The sequence below is a fragment of the Allocatelliglobosispora scoriae genome, from assembly GCF_014204945.1.
In the GTDB taxonomy this organism is placed as follows: Bacteria; Actinomycetota; Actinomycetes; order Mycobacteriales; family Micromonosporaceae; genus Allocatelliglobosispora; species Allocatelliglobosispora scoriae.
In genome coordinates this window covers 2,233,859-2,250,000 of record NZ_JACHMN010000002.1, presented here as the reverse complement: position 1 = coordinate 2,250,000, position 16,142 = coordinate 2,233,859, and the positions used below count along the sequence as shown (strand labels likewise).

The following is a 16,142-nucleotide window of genomic DNA, read 5'->3' as shown; positions in this document are numbered from 1 at the left end:
AGGCCGTACGAGTGAGAATGCAGGCATGAGTAGCGAAAGCAGGGTGAGAAACCCTGCCGCCGGATGACCAAGGGTTCCAGGGCCAGGCTAATCCGCCCTGGGTGAGTCGGGACCTAAGGCGAGGCCGAGAGGCGTAGTCGATGGACAACGGGTTGATATTCCCGTACCCGCGAAGCAGCGCCCACGCCGAACTTCACTGTACTAACCTGTGACAATGGTTGATGCCTTCGGGTGGATGCCGGCGTTGCTGGGATCTTGGTGGGTAGTAGGTGAGCGATGGGGTGACGCAGGAAGGTAGCCATTCCCGGCCGGTGGTTGTGCCGGGGCAAGCGTGTAGCCCGTCCCATAGGCAAATCCGTGGGGCATGAAGGGTGAGGCGTGATGCGGAGCCGTATCAGGTGAAGATGGTGATCCTATGCTGCCGAGAAAAGCCTCTAGCGAGCTGTGAGCGGCCCGTACCCCAAACCGACACAGGTGGTCAGGTAGAGAATACCGAGGCGATCGGGCGAACTGTGGTTAAGGAACTCGGCAAATTGCCCCCGTAACTTCGGGAGAAGGGGGACCATTTCTGGTGACGGCACTTGCTGCCTGAGCTGGGGGTGGTCGCAGAGAGCAGGGGGAAGCGACTGTTTACTAAAAACACAGGTCCATGCGAAGTCGTAAGACGCTGTATATGGACTGACGCCTGCCCGGTGCTGGAACGTTAAGGGGACCTGTCAGCCCGTAAGGGTGAAGCGGAGAACTTAAGCGCCAGTAAACGGCGGTGGTAACTATAACCATCCTAAGGTAGCGAAATTCCTTGTCGGGTAAGTTCCGACCTGCACGAATGGCGTAACGACTTCCCCACTGTCTCAACCACAGGCCCGGCGAAATTGCAGTACGAGTAAAGATGCTCGTTACGCGCGGCAGGACGGAAAGACCCCGGGACCTTTACTATAGCTTGACATTGGTATTCGGATGAGATTGTGTAGGATAGGTGGGAGCCGGTGAAGCTGTGACGCCAGTCATGGTGGAGGCAATCTTGAAATACCACTCTGTCTGATTTGGGTATCTAACCTCGGACCGTGATCCGGTTCAGGGACAGTGTCTGGTGGGTAGTTTAACTGGGGCGGTTGCCTCCTAAAAGGTAACGGAGGCGCCCAAAGGTTCCCTCAGCCTGGTTGGCAATCAGGTGTTGAGTGCAAGTGCACAAGGGAGCTTGACTGTGAGACTGACGGGTCGAGCAGGGACGAAAGTCGGGACTAGTGATCCGGCACTGGCTTGTGGAAGCGGTGTCGCTCAACGGATAAAAGGTACCCCGGGGATAACAGGCTGATCTTCCCCAAGAGTCCATATCGACGGGATGGTTTGGCACCTCGATGTCGGCTCGTCGCATCCTGGGGCTGTAGCAGGTCCCAAGGGTTGGGCTGTTCGCCCATTAAAGCGGTACGCGAGCTGGGTTTAGAACGTCGTGAGACAGTTCGGTCCCTATCCGCCGTGCGCGTAGGAAACTTGAGAAGGGCTGTCCCTAGTACGAGAGGACCGGGACGGACGAACCTCTGGTGTGCCAGTTGTCCCGCCAGGGGCACGGCTGGTTAGCTACGTTCGGAAGGGATAACCGCTGAAAGCATCTAAGCGGGAAGCTCGCTTCGAGATGAGGTCTCCCACCGGGAAACCGGGTAAGGCCCCCAGCTAGACCACTGGGTTGATAGGCCAGAAATGTAAGCCCGGTAACGGGTTCAGTTGACTGGTACTAATAGGCCGAGGACTTAACCAACACGGTCATCAACGTGACCACAGAACACACACTCGATCACAGAACCGCGCAAGCGGAACACACATTCTGACGCGTCCACTAACCACATCACAGCCAACAACCACCCCGACCAGCAGCCGGCAACGGCAGCAGCCGAACGGGACGGGTTGAAATGGTTGATAGTGTTACGGCGGTCATGGCGGAGGGGAAACGCCCGGCAACATTCCGAACCCGGAAGCTAAGCCCTCCAGCGCCGATGGTACTGCACCGGGGACGGTGTGGGAGAGTAGGACACCGCCGGACAAAACTCACATGTAGGGCCCGACCACCAGGTCGGGCCCTACATGCATTCCCCCACAACACATAGGACCAACTCTTCAAGAGTTGGTCCTATGTGCGTTGGTCCTATGTGCATTGCGTTCTAGGAGCGGTGCTCTATCGCCGTCCGGAGGTCGCGGAGCACCGCGGCGGAGTCGTCGACATCACGTCCGGGGAAGAGCGACAACGCCAGGCTGCCGTGGTCCGCCCAGCCGCAGACCGACATCGCGCCGTCGGCACTGTCGGCAGAACCACACTTCACCACTCCGCCGAGCGAGCCGGCATCGACCTCGTGGATCCCGGCTACCCCGCCGGCCGTGTCGTCGAGGAGCTGGAAGAGGCTGTCGAGGTCGTCGGCCGGGCTGCCGAGGAAGGCGGTGCCGCCGACGAGCAGGACGGTACGCGTCGGCGAGCCCGGGTCGTTGTAGATCACACCGAGCGTGGTGTCGAGGGCGAACCGTGCCGCCACCACGCTGCGCAGGTCCTCCGCCGTGGAGACCGCCTGGGCGGTGTCGTCACGAACGAGTCCGGCCGCGGCTGCCGGAGTGGTGAGAGCGGCGTCCTTCTGCGCGAGCATCCGCATCGCGGTCGGCCCCATCGTCACCCCGGCTGCGAGCACACCGGACCCCACGACCACCGCGGTCATCGTGGTCACCCGGCGCCGTCGCGGCTTCGCCACCGGGGGTGCGGGCTCCAGGGGGAGTTCGATGAGGACATCGCCGTCGGCGGCCGACTCTGGGCGTACCCACTGCTGCTGCTCGTCCACGTGCGGAGCGTAACAAGAATCGGACCTTTTGCCCGTGAGGCCGGGACCTGCGGGTCCCGGCCTCACGGGAGCTGTGCAGGGGCGCAACGGCGGTCGGCGTAGACTTGTCCGGTGACTCAGACCGAACCCGGAATCGCCGATCAGCACGTGGAACTCGCCGCGCAGTACGCGCCGGCTGAGGTGGAGACCCGGCGATATGAGCAGTGGGTATCGTCGGGTCATTTCGCCGCTGACGCGACCTCCGACAAGCCGCCTTTCAGCATCGTCATCCCGCCGCCCAACGTGACCGGTTCGCTGCACATCGGCCACGCCCTGGACCACACGATCCAGGACGCGATCATCCGGCGCAAGCGGATGCAGGGCTATGAGACGCTGTGGCTGCCGGGCATGGACCACGCCGGCATCGCGACGCAGAATGTCGTGGAGCGCAAGCTCGCCACCGATGGCCTCTCCCGCCATGACCTGGGCCGCGAGGCCTTCGTCAAGAAGGTCTGGGAGTGGAAGGCGGAGTCGGGCGGCACGATCCTGGGCCAGATGCGGCGGCTGGGCAACTCGGTCGACTGGGACCGCGAGCGGTTCACCATGGACGAGGGCCTGTCCCGGGCCGTGCAGACGATCTTCAAGCGGCTCTACGACGACGGCCTGATCTATCGTGCGGAGCGCATCATCAACTGGTGTCCGCGCTGCCTCACCGCGCTGAGCGACATCGAGGTGGAGCACTCCGACGACGACGGCGAGCTCGTCTCCATCCGCTACGGCGAGGGTGCCGACGCGATCGTGGTCGCGACGACCCGGGTCGAGACGATGCTGGGCGACACGGCCGTCGCGGTGCACCCCGACGACGAGCGCTACCGGCACCTCGTCGGCACGGACGTGGAGGTGCCCTTCACCGGGCGCCGGATCCCGATCGTCGCCGACGAGCACGTCGACCCGGCCTTCGGCACCGGCGCGGTGAAGGTGACGCCCGCGCACGACCCCAACGACTTCGAGATCGGCCAGCGGCACGACCTGCCGTCGATGACCATCATGGACGAGCGCGGCGTCATCACGGCCCACGGCCCGTTCGAGGGGCTCGACCGCTACGAGGCCCGTCCGGCGATCGTCGCCGCGCTGCGCGAGCAGGGCCGCATCGTCGCCGAGAAGCGTCCCTACGTGCACGCGGTGGGGCACTGCTCCCGCTGCAAGACCACGGTGGAGCCGCGCCTGTCGCTGCAGTGGTTCGTCAACACCGGCCCGCTGGCGAAGACGGCCGGCGACGCCGTCCGCGACGGCCGGGTCAAGATCGAGCCGGTGGAGCTGTCGAAGCGCTACTTCGCCTGGGTCGACAACATGCATGACTGGTGCATCTCGCGCCAGCTCTGGTGGGGTCACCGGATCCCGGTCTATTACGGCCCCGAGGGCCAGATCGTCTGCGTCGGCCCCGACGACACCGCGCCGACCGGCGAGGGCTGGGTCCAGGACGAGGATGTCCTCGACACCTGGTTCTCCAGCGCGCTGTGGCCCTTCTCGACGCTGGGCTGGCCCGAGGCCACGCCCGACCTGGCGAAGTTCTACCCCACGAGCGTGCTGGTCACGGGCTACGACATCCTCTTCTTCTGGGTCGCCCGGATGATGATGTTCGGCCTCTACGCGATGGAGGGCAAGCAGCCCTTCGACGTGGTCGCACTGCACGGCATGGTTCGCGACCAGTTCGGCAAGAAGATGTCGAAGTCCTTCGGCAACGTCGTGGACCCGCTGGACTGGATGGACCGCTTCGGCGCCGACGCGACCCGGTTCGCGCTGACCCGGGGCAGCAACCCCGGCTCCGATGTCGCGGTCAGCGAGGAGTGGGTCGCCGGAGCCCGCAACTTCTGCAACAAGCTCTGGAACGCGACCCGCTTCGCCCTGCTCAACGGCGCCACGGTCGACGGTGACCTGCCGCCCGAGTCGGAGCTGTCCGCTGTGGACCGCTGGATCCTGTCCCGGCTGCAGCACACGATCACCGCGGTCGACGAGCAGTTCGAGGCGTTCGAGTTCGGCAAGGCCTGCGACGAGCTCTACCACTTCGCGTGGGACGACGTCTGCGACTGGTATGTCGAGCTCGCCAAGCCCGTCCTCAACGGCTCCGACGCGGCTGCGGCCGCGCGGACCCGCCGGGTCCTGGGCCACGTGCTGGAGCAGCTCCTCAAGCTGCTGCACCCGGTGATCCCCTTCGTCACCGACGAGCTGTGGAGCTCGCTCACGAAGGGCGACTCGGTCATGGTCAGCGAGTGGCCCGTCCTCGACAAGGCGCGCATCGACGACCGGGCCGAGGAGGAGCTCGCGGCGCTGCAGCGGGTCGTCACCGAGGTCCGCCGCTTCCGCTCCGACCAGGGCCTCAAGCCGGGGCAGCGGGTCGCGGCCCAGCTCGACGGCCTCGGCTCCGCGGGGATCGGCGCCCACGAAACCCTGATTCGCTCCTTGGTACGCCTGGAGCAACCCGGCACCGACTTCACCGCCACCGCCACGCTCACGGTCAGCGGCGGTGTGACGGTCGCCCTCGACACCCGGGGCTCCATCGACGTGGCGGCCGAGCGTGCCCGGCTCACCAAGGACCGGGCCGCCGCCGAGAAGGAAGCGGCGCAGTGCCGGGCCAAGCTCGGCAACGAGGCCTTCATGGGCAAGGCCCCGGCCGATGTCGTCGCCAAGATCACCGAGCGGCTGTCGACGGCCGAGGCCGACCTGACCCGCATCGACACCGCCCTAGCCGCACTCCCGGCAGCGTGATGGCAGCCAACCGTCAGTACCAGGAGATCGAGGCCGAGCTCGGCGAGCGCGGCTTCACCCGGATGGTCTTCGACCTGGGCCGGATCACCGAGCTGCTCGACGTACTCGGCAGCCCGCAGCGGGCGTACCCGTCGATTCACCTCACCGGCACCAACGGCAAGACGTCGACCGCGCGGATGATCGACAGCCTGCTGCGCGCCCACGGCCTGCACACCGGGCGCTACACCAGCCCGCACCTGGAGACGGTCCGCGAGCGGATCAGCCTCGACGGCGAGCCGGTCGAGGAGGAGCGCTTCGTCGCGACCTACCGCGAGGTGGAGCCGGTCGCCGAGCTGCTCGACGCGCGCAACGACGAGCCGCTGACCTACTTCGACATGACCACGGCACTCGCCTTCGCGACCTTCGCCGACGCGCCCGTGGACGTGGCGGTCATCGAGGTCGGGCTCGGCGGTGCGGAGGACTCGACGAACGTCATCGAGGCCGGGATCGCGGTGATCCTGCCGATCGGGCTCGACCACACCGAGTGGCTCGGCGACACGCTCACCGACATCGCGCTCGCCAAGTCCGGCATCATCCACCCCGGTGCCACGGTGATCTGCGCGATCCAGGAGCCCGAGGCGATGGAGCCGATCCTGGACCGCTGCGCCGAGGTCGGCGCGACGCTGCTGCGCGAGGGCGTCGACTTCGGGGTCGCCGGGCGTGCGGTCGCCTTCGGCGGTCAGATGCTGACCCTGCGGGGCCTCGGCGGGGTCTATAAGGATGTCTTCGTCCCGCTGCACGGCGCCCACCAGGGGCAGAACGCCTCGATCGCGCTCGCCGCCGTCGAGGTGCTCCTCGGCGCGGGCAAGGAGAAGGCGCTGGAGGGGCCGCTCGTCCAGGAGGGCTTCGCGCAGACCACCTCGCCGGGCCGCCTGGAGCGGGTGCGCACGGCGCCGACCGTGCTCGTCGACGCCGCGCACAACCCGCACGGCATGGCCGCCACGGTCCGGGCGCTCACCGAGGAGTTCGCCTTCGGCCGGCTCATCGGCGTGGTCGCGATGTTCGCCGACAAGGACGTGGCCGGCACGCTGGAGCTGCTCGAACCGGTCCTCGACGAGATCGTCGTCACCCGGAACTCCGCGGTGCGCTCGATGGACCCGACCGAGCTCGCCGCGATCGCCACGGAGTATTTCGGCGAGGACCGGGTGCACATCGCCTACGAGATGCCCGACGCGATCGAGTACGCGGTGGAGCGCGCCGAGTCCGATCAGGACACGGCATTGTCCAGCGTCGGCGTCCTCATCACCGGCTCGGTGGTCACCGTGGCCGACGCACGGAAGTTGTTCAAGCGATGACGAATTCCACGGAGACCACGCCGGACGAGCCGCAGATCATCTCCGGGCTGCGCAATCCCGAGCGGGCGGTGCGCGGGCTCGCCGCGGGGACCCTGGTGCTCGAGGGCATCACGCTGCTGCTGGCGATTCAACCCGTACGCATGCTGGGTGGGTCGACCGCCGCGGTCGTGACGGTCGCGGTGACCGCGGTCGTCGCCTTCCTGCTCTCGGGCATGATGGGCCGCCGCTGGGCCTGGCACGTCGCCTCGGCGCTGCAGGTGGTGCTCGTCGGGGCGATCGCCCTGAACTGGGCGATCGCCACCGTCGGCGTCATCTTCGGCCTCGTCTGGATCTATGTCCTGCGGGTGCGCAAGCGCATCCTCGGTTAAGAACGAGCCCGCCACTGGGTGAGGTTGACCGCGTGGCCGTCGGGGTCCTTGAAGGCCGCGCCCCACAGCTCCAACCGCTCGCCCCGGTTGACCACGCGCGGTGCGTAGGTGAACTCGACACCCTTGCGGCGCAGGTCCCGATAGACCGCGTCGAGGTCGCCGACCTCCAGGTTGAGGTGGGTCAGCCGGCGGTTGGTGGTGCCCAGCTCGTCGGCGCGGCGCAGCACGATCCGGGTGTCGCCGGAGGCGAGGACGGCGCTGTTGTGCCCGCTGTCGATCTCGTAGAAGCCGAGCAGGTCACGATAGAACGCGACGCTGCGCGACACGTCCACGACGAGCATCGTGATCCCCACACCGTGGATCGTGCCGCCGAGCGGGCTGATCAAACCGTCGTCGATGTAGCCGGGCTCGACATCCTCGACCTGGCGCTGGCCGGGGACACCGACCACCAGCTCCACCACGTTTTCCCTGGCCGACGGCGGCTTGTCGGCGGCCGGACCGGGGTGCGCGTCGTTGAAGTCGATGACGTCGATCGAGGCCGGGACGACGAGCAGGTCACCCTCGATGAGCCCGCTCTCGTCCACTGTGTAGCCCCGGGGGCCCTCGTCGGCGACCTCGGTCATCAGCGAGCCCTCGGGGGTCGGCGGCGTCTCGGGCTCGGCCTCCGGGGTGCGGCGCGGGCGCGGGCCGGGGCCCGGTCGGCGGGTCGGCGGCGGGGTCTCCGGGTCGGCGTCGATGTCGAAGACGTAGTCCGCCTCGCGACGGGTGGTCGGCCGGTAGGTCTCGTCACCGGTGACCCCGGCGTAGATGTCGGCCTCGTCGACGTAGCGGCTGCGCTGCGGCTGCGGTGGGGGCGGCTGCTGGCGCTGCTGTGACGGCTGCGACGGCTGTTGCTGGGTGGGGGAGTCGACGAGCCGCACCTCGTCCCAGAGCACGCGCACGCGTCGGATGTCGTCGGTGGCGACCTGGATCGGCAGGATCGAGCCCACGGCGGGCCACTTCGCGACGGGCACCCGCGGATCGCGGATCTTCACCGAGGCGGCCGGGTGGCCGGGAGCGTCGATCTGCAGCATCATCTCGCAGCGCCCGTGGGTCAGCGACTGCGGTGCCTCATGGATCTCCAGCACGTATCCCGTGCCGTCCACCCAGGCCCGGTCGGCTCCCCGCATCGTGGAGGTCACGACGAGGCTGACACCGAGGACCAGGGCGGCGACGCCGATCGCCGCGAGCGGCCAGCTCGTCATGCCGGCACCTGCGGCTGCGGTATAGGCGCCGAGGGTGCCGAGGATGATCGCGAGTGTGACCCGTCCCGTCCCCAGCGGCTTGCGTAGACCGTTCGCCACGAGTTCCTCCCCTATCGCACCGCACGTTGGACTTCTTCGATACCAACATAGGCCGACGACGCGACCCGCAAAAGCCCACAGGTAGGCTGGTAACGCCTGTTCATACAGACAATTGGAGGAGCGCGTGTCCGAGCGGACGCTCGTATTGATCAAGCCGGATGCTGTTCGTCGCGGTCTGGTCGGGGAGATCATCGGCCGGTTCGAGCGTAAAGGGCTGGTCATCGATGCCCTGGCGCTGCGCAGCATGGACGGCGAGCTCGCCGACGCGCACTACGCCGATCACGTGACCAAGGCGTTCTACCCGCCGCTCAAGGATTTCATGACGAGTGGGCCACTCATCGCCGCGATCATCTCCGGCGACGAGGCGATCGCCGTCGTGCGGACGCTGGTCGGTGCGACGGACGGCCGCGCGGCCGCCGCCGGCACGATCCGGGGCGACCTGTCGCTCTCCAACCGGGAGAACCTGGTGCACGCGTCGGACTCCCCGGAGTCGTCGGCGCGGGAGATCGCCCTGTGGTTCCCTGAATTTTAATGCCGGACACGCCGCGATAACCGTCACAAAGGTCAGGGGCAGTCGGCGGGATCGACTGCCCCTTCGGCCGACCGCTAGCCGGTGACGGATGCCCGGGAGAAATGAGTCGCGGGGGGCGGTAGGCTAGGTGCACAGGCATCGACCCGGCCATCACCGGTGAGCCTCCGGAAGAAAGGCCCCATCAGGGGCTGACTAGACCCGGACGGGACGGCCCGTCACAGCCGATAACGAGCGGCCCATGCTGTGCAAGCAGCGCGGGCAAGCGAGGTGGTACCGCGGGCCCACGAGGCTCGTCCTCGCGGCACGGACGAAACGTGACGCGAGATGAGGACCAACCACCATGGCGTACCCACTGCATGAGCCGCAGGGCACCGTCCCCGCGAGTCCCGACCTGCCCGCGGTCGAGCGCAAGGTGCTCGACTACTGGGCGGCCGACAAGACCTTCGAGGCGAGCGTCGAGGCGCGTGACGCCGGGACCAACGGCGACAACGAGTTCGTCTTCTACGACGGCCCGCCCTTCGCCAACGGCCTGCCCCACTACGGCCACCTGCTGACCGGCTTCGCCAAGGACGTGGTGCCGCGCTACCAGACGATGCGCGGGCGCCGGGTGGAGCGCCGCTTCGGCTGGGACTGCCACGGCATGCCGGCCGAGGTGGAGGCGGAGAAGCAGCTCGGCATCACGACGAAGGCCGAGATCCTCGCGCTCGGCGTGGAGAAGTTCAACGACTACTGCCGCGAGTCCGTGCTGCGCTACACCAACGAGTGGGAGCGCTACGTCACGCGGCAGGCCCGCTGGGTGGACTTCGAGAACGACTACAAGACCCTCGACACGCCCTACATGGAGTCGGTCATGTGGGCGTTCAAGACGCTCTATGACAAGGGCCTCGTCTACGAGGGCTTCCGGGTGCTCGCCTACTGCTGGCGCTGCGAGACGCCGCTGTCCAACACCGAGACCCGGATGGACGACGTCTACAAGGACCGCCAGGACCCGGCGCTGCACGTGCTGTTCCAGCTCGACAGCGGCGAGAAGCTCGCGGTCTGGACGACGACGCCGTGGACCCTGCCGAGCAACCTCGCCGTCGCGGTCGGTCCGAAGCTCGATTACGCGGTGCTGGAGAAGGACGGCGAGCGCCTCATCATGGGCGCCTCCCGGATCGGCGCCTACGCCAAGGAGCTGGAGGGTTACGAGCAGGTCGACACCGTCACCGGCGCCTCGTTGGCTGGCAGGCGCTACACCCCGCTCTTCGACTACCTCGTCGACCAGGCCGGGCCCAACGCGTTCCAGGTGCTCGCGGCCGACTTCGTCAGCGACTCCGACGGCACCGGCGTGGTCCACCTCGCGCCCGCCTTCGGCGAGGACGACCAGCTCGTCTGCAACGCGGCCGGGGTGCCGACGATCGTCACGGTCGATGCGCACACCCGCTTCACCAGCCTCGTGCCCGACTACGAGGGCCAGCAGGTCTTCGAGACGAACAAGCCGATCATCAGGGAGCTGAAGGACCGCGGTGTCGTGCTGCGGCAGGACACCTACACCCACTCCTACCCGCACTGCTGGCGCTGCGACACCCCGCTGGTCTACATGGCCGTCTCGTCGTGGTTCGTCGCGGTGACGAAGTTCAAGGACCGGATGGTCGAGCTCAACCAGCAGATCGAGTGGACGCCGGAGCACATCAAGGACGGCTCGTTCGGCAAGTGGCTGGCGAACGCCCGCGACTGGTCGATCTCCCGCAACCGGTTCTGGGGCTCGGCGATCCCGGTCTGGAAGTCCGACGACCCCGCCTACCCGAGGCTCGACGTCTACGGCTCGATCGAGGAGCTGACGCGCGACTTCGGTGTCGAGGTCACCGACCTGCACCGGCCGCACATCGACAACCTCACCCGGCCCAACCCGGACGACCCGACGGGCCGTTCGACGATGCGCCGCGTACCGGAGGTGCTCGACTGCTGGTTCGAGTCCGGGTCGATGCCGTTCGCCCAGGTGCACTACCCGTTCGAGAACCGCGACTGGTTCGAGGCGCACTACCCGGGCGACTTCATCGTCGAATACATCGGCCAGGTCCGCGGCTGGTTCTACACGCTGCACGTGCTCGCGACGGCGCTGTTCGACCGGCCGGCGTTCCGCAGCTGCGTGGTGCACGGCATCCTGCTCGGCGACGACAGCCGCAAGATGTCCAAGAGCCTGCGCAACTACCCGGATGTCTACCAGATGTTCGACCAGAACGGCGCCGACGCGATGCGCTGGATGCTGATGAGCTCGCCGGTGCTGCGCGGCGGCGACATGCCGGTCACCGAGAGCGGCATCCGTGAGGCCGTCCGGCACGTGCTGCTGCCGCTGTGGAACGTGTGGTATTTCCACGCGCTCTACGCCAACGCGGCCGGGCACGTCGCCGAGCCGTCGACCGCCAGCACCAACGTACTGGACCGCTACGTGCTGGCGAAGACGCACGCGCTCGTCGTGGATGTCACGGCGGCGATGGACGGCTACGACCTGTCCGGTGCGGCCGGCTCGGTGCGCTCCTACCTGGACGCCCTCACCAACTGGTATGTCCGGCGCAGCCGGGACCGGTTCTGGGCGGGCGACACCGACGCCTTCAACACCCTCGCCAAGGTGTTGGAGACGCTGTGCCGGGTGATCGCGCCGCTGGCTCCGCTGACGGCCGAGGAGATCTGGCGCGGCCTCACCGGCGGTCGCTCGGTGCACCTCGCCGACTGGCCGTCGGCGGACGACCTCCCGGCCGACGACGCGCTGGTCGCGGCCATGGACTCGGTCCGCGAGGTCTGCTCCGCCGCGCTCTCACTGCGCAAAACCCAGGGCCTGCGGGTACGCCTCCCGCTGGCCGAGCTCACCGTCGCCTCGACCGGCGCGCCCGCCCTGGCGCCCTTCACCGACCTCATCTCCGACGAGGTGAACGTCAAGCGGGTGGTGCTGACCGAGGATGTCTCCGCCCACTGCGAGCAGGTGCTGACGGTGGTGCCCAAGGCGCTCGGCCCCCGGGTCGGCGGCGCGGTGCAGCAGGTCATCAAGGCCGTCAAGGCGGGGGAGTGGACGCTCGTCGACGGCTCGCCCGTCGCCGCCGGAGTGACCCTGGCCGAGGGTGAGTACGAGCTGCGCCTCGTGGCCGCCGCCGGTTCGTCGGCCGCCCCGGTGACCGGTGGCGTCGTGCTCCTCGACACCGCGGTCACGCCGGAGTTGCACGCCGAGGGCCTGGCCCGCGACGTGATCCGGGTGGTGCAGCAGGCTCGCCGCGATGCCGACCTGCACGTCTCCGACCGGATCCGGGTCACCCTCGACGGTGGGTCGGCCGTGGTCGAGGCGGTCACCACGCACCAGGACTTCGTCGCCGGTGAGGTGCTCGCCGACGACCTGTCCTTCGGCTCCGCCGAGTCCGGCTTCGCCGGTGAGGTGGGCGAGGGCGAGCAGGTCCGCGTCGCGGTGGCCCGCGTCTGATCGTCCGGTCCGGATGGCCGCCCCTGATCGATGATCGGGAGCGGCCATCCGTGCTCGGCAGGGACAGCGGGAGCTGTCGGCGGCGGTTAGAGTCACCTGCCATGACCGCTGCTGCACCGCGCTCCGACACCGTGCGGCCCCGCTCGATCCGGCTGGCCTGTTGGTTCATGCTCGGCATCGCGCTGACCGGGCTGATCCATGTCGTCGCCTCGGTGCTGGAGCTGCGCCGGCTCGATGCCAATGAGGAGGCCCTGGCGAAGCTCGCCGTGCGGCCGGAGTTCTCCGGAGTGGTCGCCGCGGCCCAGGGCCTCCGGATCGCCGCGATCGGTGCGCTGATCGTCGGCGCGGTCGCCGCGTTGCTGGCGCCGGTGACCTGGGCACTGCTGCGCTCCGCGGTCCGGTGGGCCCGCAGGGCGGTGCTCACGCTGCACTTCGTCCTGCTCGGCGGCGTGATTCTGCTGCTGGCGCCCGACTCGACGACCGGGATCAAGCCCTACCGCGATCCGATGGGATCGGCCGCCAACGAGGACGTGGCGGCGTCCCTGCTCGCCGTGCCGGGCTACCTGGCCGTGCACTACGCGGCCGAGGTTGTGCTGCTCGTCCTCGCCGCCGCCGTGCTCGTCCTGTCGTTCCGGGAGAGCACCACCGAGTTCCTGCGTTCCCGGTGGAGCGACGGGGACGCGCAAGTGTGGGATATGTCGCCCTCCCTCGCCAAGCTCCGAGGTGAGCGGACCGCCCGTTGAGACGGCGATTGGGAGGCGTGGGCGCGGCAACCTGGTTACGGTAAGTTCAGCGGTCGAACCGACCCTCATCAGGAGGCATGCAGTGCCGTTGCTCTACACGATCGGTCAGTGGATCGCGGCCCCCGCGATCAAATTGACCTGGCGCCCCAAGGTCGAAGGGCTCGAGCACATCCCCACGACCGGTGGTGCGATCATCGCGGGCAATCACCTCTCGGTCGCGGACGAGTATTTCCTGGGTTCGATCATTCCCCGCCACGTCTCGTTCTGGGCGAAGTCGGACTACTTCACCGGCACCGGTGTCAGCGGTTTCCTCTTCAAGACGCTGATGGACGGCCTCGGCGCCATCCCGGTCAACCGCGAGGGGGGCAGGCAGGCGCTGCACGCGTTCGACTCGGCGATCCCCGTGCTCCAGAACGGCGGCCTCGTCGCGCTCTACCCCGAGGGCACCCGCTCTCCCGACGGCAAGCTCTACCGGGGCCGCACCGGCGTGGCCCGGCTCGCGCTCGCCGCCGACGTGCCGATCATCCCGGTCGGCGTCATCGGCACGCAGAAGGTCCAGCCCATCGGGCAGGTCATGCCCAAGCCGCTGACCGGCAACGGCGAGGTGACGATCCGGTTCGGCAAGCCGATCGAGATCGGCCAGTGGAAGGACGCCGCCGTGGCGAGCACCGCCGCCCGTGAGCTGACCGACACCGTGATGCAGGCCATCCAGCAGCTCACCGGTCAGGAGTATGTCGGACGTTACGCACCCAAGCGTGAAGGCTGACGCCAACCGGTGGCGGCGGCCCGCGTAACCTAGTTCGTTATGGGTGTCGTCAGTGTGACCGATCCGCGTGCAGACGCGGGCGCAAGTGTGTGGCCTCAGCTCGAACTGCTGCTCCCGCTCGTCAGCAAGCCGATCCAGTATGTCGGTGGCGAGCTGGGCGCGGTCGTCAAGCCGTGGGAGTCCGCCACCGTGCGCTGGGTGCTGATGTACCCCGACGCCTACGAGGTCGGCCTGCCCAACCAGGGCGTGCAGATCCTCTACGAGGTGCTCAACGAGCAGCCGGACGTGCTGGCGGAGCGGACCTACGCGGTCTGGCCCGACCTGGAGAAGCTGATGCGCGAGCACGGCGTCTCCCAGTTCACGGTCGACGCGCACCGCCCGGTCGGCGCCTTCGACCTCTTCGGCCTCTCCTTCTCCACCGAGCTCGGCTACACCAACCTGCTCACCGCGCTCGACCTGGCGAAGATCCCGATGTTCGCCCGCGACCGCGACGACAGCCACCCGATCGTCGTCGCCGGCGGCCACGCCGCCTTCAACCCGGAGCCGATCGCCGACTTCATCGACGCCGCCGTGCTCGGCGACGGCGAGGAGGCCGTGCTGGAGATCACCGAGATCGTCCGGCAGTGGAAGGGCGAGGGCTGCCCCGGGGGCCGCGACGAGCTGCTGCTGCGCCTGGCGAAGACCGAGTCGGTCTACGTGCCGCGCTTCTACGACGTCGACTACCTGCCCGACGGCCGCATCCAGCGCGTCGTGCCCAACCGGGCCGACGTGCCGTTCCGGGTGCACAAGCGCACGACGATGGACCTCGACGCCTGGCCCTACCCGAAGAAGCCGCTGGTCCCGCTCGCGGAGACCGTGCACGAGCGCTTCGCGGTCGAGATCTTCCGGGGCTGCACGCGCGGCTGCCGGTTCTGCCAGGCCGGCATGATCACCCGGCCGGTACGCGAGCGCTCCATCACCACCGTGGGACAGATGGTGAAGGAGGGGCTGGAGTTCTCCGGCTTCCGCGAGGTGGGGCTGCTGTCCCTGTCCAGCGCCGACCACAGCGAGATCGGCGACATGTGCTCCGGCCTCGCCGAGCAGTATTCGGGCACCAACGTGTCGCTGTCGCTGCCGTCGACCCGGGTGGACGCGTTCAACATCAAGCTCGCCGAGGAGCTGTCCCGCAACGGCCGGCGTACGGGGTTGACCTTCGCCCCCGAGGGCGGTTCGGAGCGCATCCGCAAGGTCATCAACAAGATGGTGACCGAGGAGGACCTGATCCGGACCGTCGTCACTGCTTACACGCACGGCTGGCGCCAGGTGAAGCTCTACTTCATGTGCGGGCTCCCCTCGGAGACCGACGAGGACGTGCTGCAGATCGCCCGCCTCGCCCACGAGGTGATCCGGGCCGGCCGCAAGGCGACGGGCTCCTCCGACATCCGCTGCACGGTGAGCATCGGCGGGTTCGTGCCCAAGCCGCACACCCCGTTCCAGTGGGCCAAGATGGAGACGCCGGAGGTGATCGACAACCGGCTGCGCCTGCTCAAGTCCGCGATCAACTCGGAGCGCTCGCTCGGCAAGGCGATCGGGTTCCGCTATCACGACGGCGAGCCGTCGCTGATCGAGGGCCTGCTCGCGCGGGGCGACCGCCGCGTCGGCGCCGTCATCCACGAGGTGTGGAAGCAGGGCCAGCGCTTCGACGGCTGGAGCGAGCACTTCAGCTACCGCCGCTGGGTCGACGCCGCAGCCGCGGTGCTGCCGGGGTTCGGTGTCGACCTCGACTGGTTCACCACGCGTGAGCGCGAGGAGGCCGAGGTCCTGCCCTGGGACCACCTGGACTCCGGGCTCGACAAGGCGTGGCTCTGGCAGGACTGGCAGGACTCGGTGAGCGAGTTCGAGCAGGACGACTGCCGGTGGACGCCGTGCTTCGACTGCGGCGTGTGCCCGTCGATGGACACCGAGATCCAGATCGGGCCGACCGGCAAGAAGCTGCTGCCGCTGTCGCCCGTGGGCGGCCTGCGCCAGCCCGCCGCGGCCCACTCACACTCTCACTGATCAGGAG

The 16,142-nt window shown here is 68.1% G+C and carries 10 protein-coding genes and 2 rRNA genes (1 of these 12 cut by a window edge); 10 read left to right on the top strand and 2 right to left on the bottom strand.

All coding sequences use genetic code 11. The features are described 5' to 3' along the window. Together F4553_RS15730 and rrf are read left to right on the top strand one after the other, a co-directional pair. Positions 1 to 1,756 (top strand): 23S ribosomal RNA (locus F4553_RS15730) (it extends 1,368 nt beyond the left edge of the window). A gap of 165 nt (positions 1,757 to 1,921) precedes the next feature. Continuing rightward, a 5S ribosomal RNA gene (gene rrf, locus F4553_RS15725) occupies positions 1,922 to 2,038 on the top strand. Between the two features lie 118 nt (positions 2,039 to 2,156). On the opposite strand, the gene F4553_RS15720 is transcribed toward rrf, so the two are convergent. Continuing rightward, complete coding sequence (locus F4553_RS15720) at positions 2,157 to 2,819, bottom strand: hypothetical protein (protein ID WP_184836730.1); 663 nt, start codon at positions 2,817 to 2,819, stop codon at positions 2,157 to 2,159. Between the two features lie 111 nt (positions 2,820 to 2,930). Here F4553_RS15720 and F4553_RS15715 point away from each other — a divergent pair, with 111 nt between their 5' ends. From F4553_RS15715 to F4553_RS15705, 3 genes are read left to right on the top strand one after another with little or no spacing between them, the layout of a single operon-like run. Next, positions 2,931 to 5,564 (top strand): valine--tRNA ligase, encoded by a 2,634-nt coding sequence (locus F4553_RS15715; protein ID WP_184836728.1) that lies wholly within the window; start codon positions 2,931 to 2,933, stop codon positions 5,562 to 5,564. Then, entirely contained in the window at positions 5,564 to 6,898 is a 1,335-nt protein-coding gene (locus tag F4553_RS15710) for a bifunctional folylpolyglutamate synthase/dihydrofolate synthase (protein WP_184836720.1), read from the top strand. The genes F4553_RS15715 and F4553_RS15710 overlap by 1 nt, the downstream gene beginning before the upstream one ends. Continuing rightward, positions 6,895 to 7,266 (top strand): DUF4233 domain-containing protein, encoded by a 372-nt coding sequence (locus F4553_RS15705; RefSeq protein ID WP_184836718.1) that lies wholly within the window; start codon positions 6,895 to 6,897, stop codon positions 7,264 to 7,266. The genes F4553_RS15710 and F4553_RS15705 overlap by 4 nt, the downstream gene beginning before the upstream one ends. Here F4553_RS15705 and F4553_RS42435 read toward each other — a convergent pair. Further along, entirely contained in the window at positions 7,263 to 8,609 is a 1,347-nt protein-coding gene (locus F4553_RS42435; RefSeq protein ID WP_184836716.1) for a VOC family protein, read from the bottom strand. The two genes, F4553_RS15705 and F4553_RS42435, sit on opposite strands and share 4 nt — an antisense overlap. Before the next feature lie 124 nt (positions 8,610 to 8,733). Here F4553_RS42435 and ndk point away from each other — a divergent pair, with 124 nt between their 5' ends. The 5 genes from ndk (at position 8,734) to F4553_RS15675 (ending at position 16,135) form a co-directional block, all read left to right on the top strand. Further along, positions 8,734 to 9,141, top strand: coding sequence for a nucleoside-diphosphate kinase (ndk, locus tag F4553_RS15695; RefSeq protein ID WP_184836714.1), 408 nt, complete (start codon positions 8,734 to 8,736; stop codon positions 9,139 to 9,141). Between the two features lie 340 nt (positions 9,142 to 9,481). Next, the gene (ileS, locus tag F4553_RS15690) at positions 9,482 to 12,589 is read left to right on the top strand and encodes an isoleucine--tRNA ligase (protein WP_184836712.1); all 3,108 of its coding nucleotides are present in this window, start codon (positions 9,482 to 9,484) and stop codon (positions 12,587 to 12,589) included. Between the two features lie 101 nt (positions 12,590 to 12,690). Beyond that, positions 12,691 to 13,332: a hypothetical protein gene (locus F4553_RS15685; RefSeq protein ID WP_184836710.1), complete on the top strand. Its 642-nt coding sequence runs from the start codon at positions 12,691 to 12,693 to the stop codon at positions 13,330 to 13,332. An 82-nt stretch (positions 13,333 to 13,414) separates the two neighbouring features. Further along, positions 13,415 to 14,098: a lysophospholipid acyltransferase family protein gene (locus tag F4553_RS15680; RefSeq protein ID WP_184836708.1), complete on the top strand. Its 684-nt coding sequence runs from the start codon at positions 13,415 to 13,417 to the stop codon at positions 14,096 to 14,098. Positions 14,099 to 14,137: 39 nt separating this feature from the next. After that, positions 14,138 to 16,135, top strand: a complete 1,998-nt coding sequence (locus F4553_RS15675; RefSeq protein ID WP_184836706.1) for a TIGR03960 family B12-binding radical SAM protein — start codon at positions 14,138 to 14,140, stop codon at positions 16,133 to 16,135. The last annotated feature ends 7 nt before the right edge of the window (positions 16,136 to 16,142 follow it).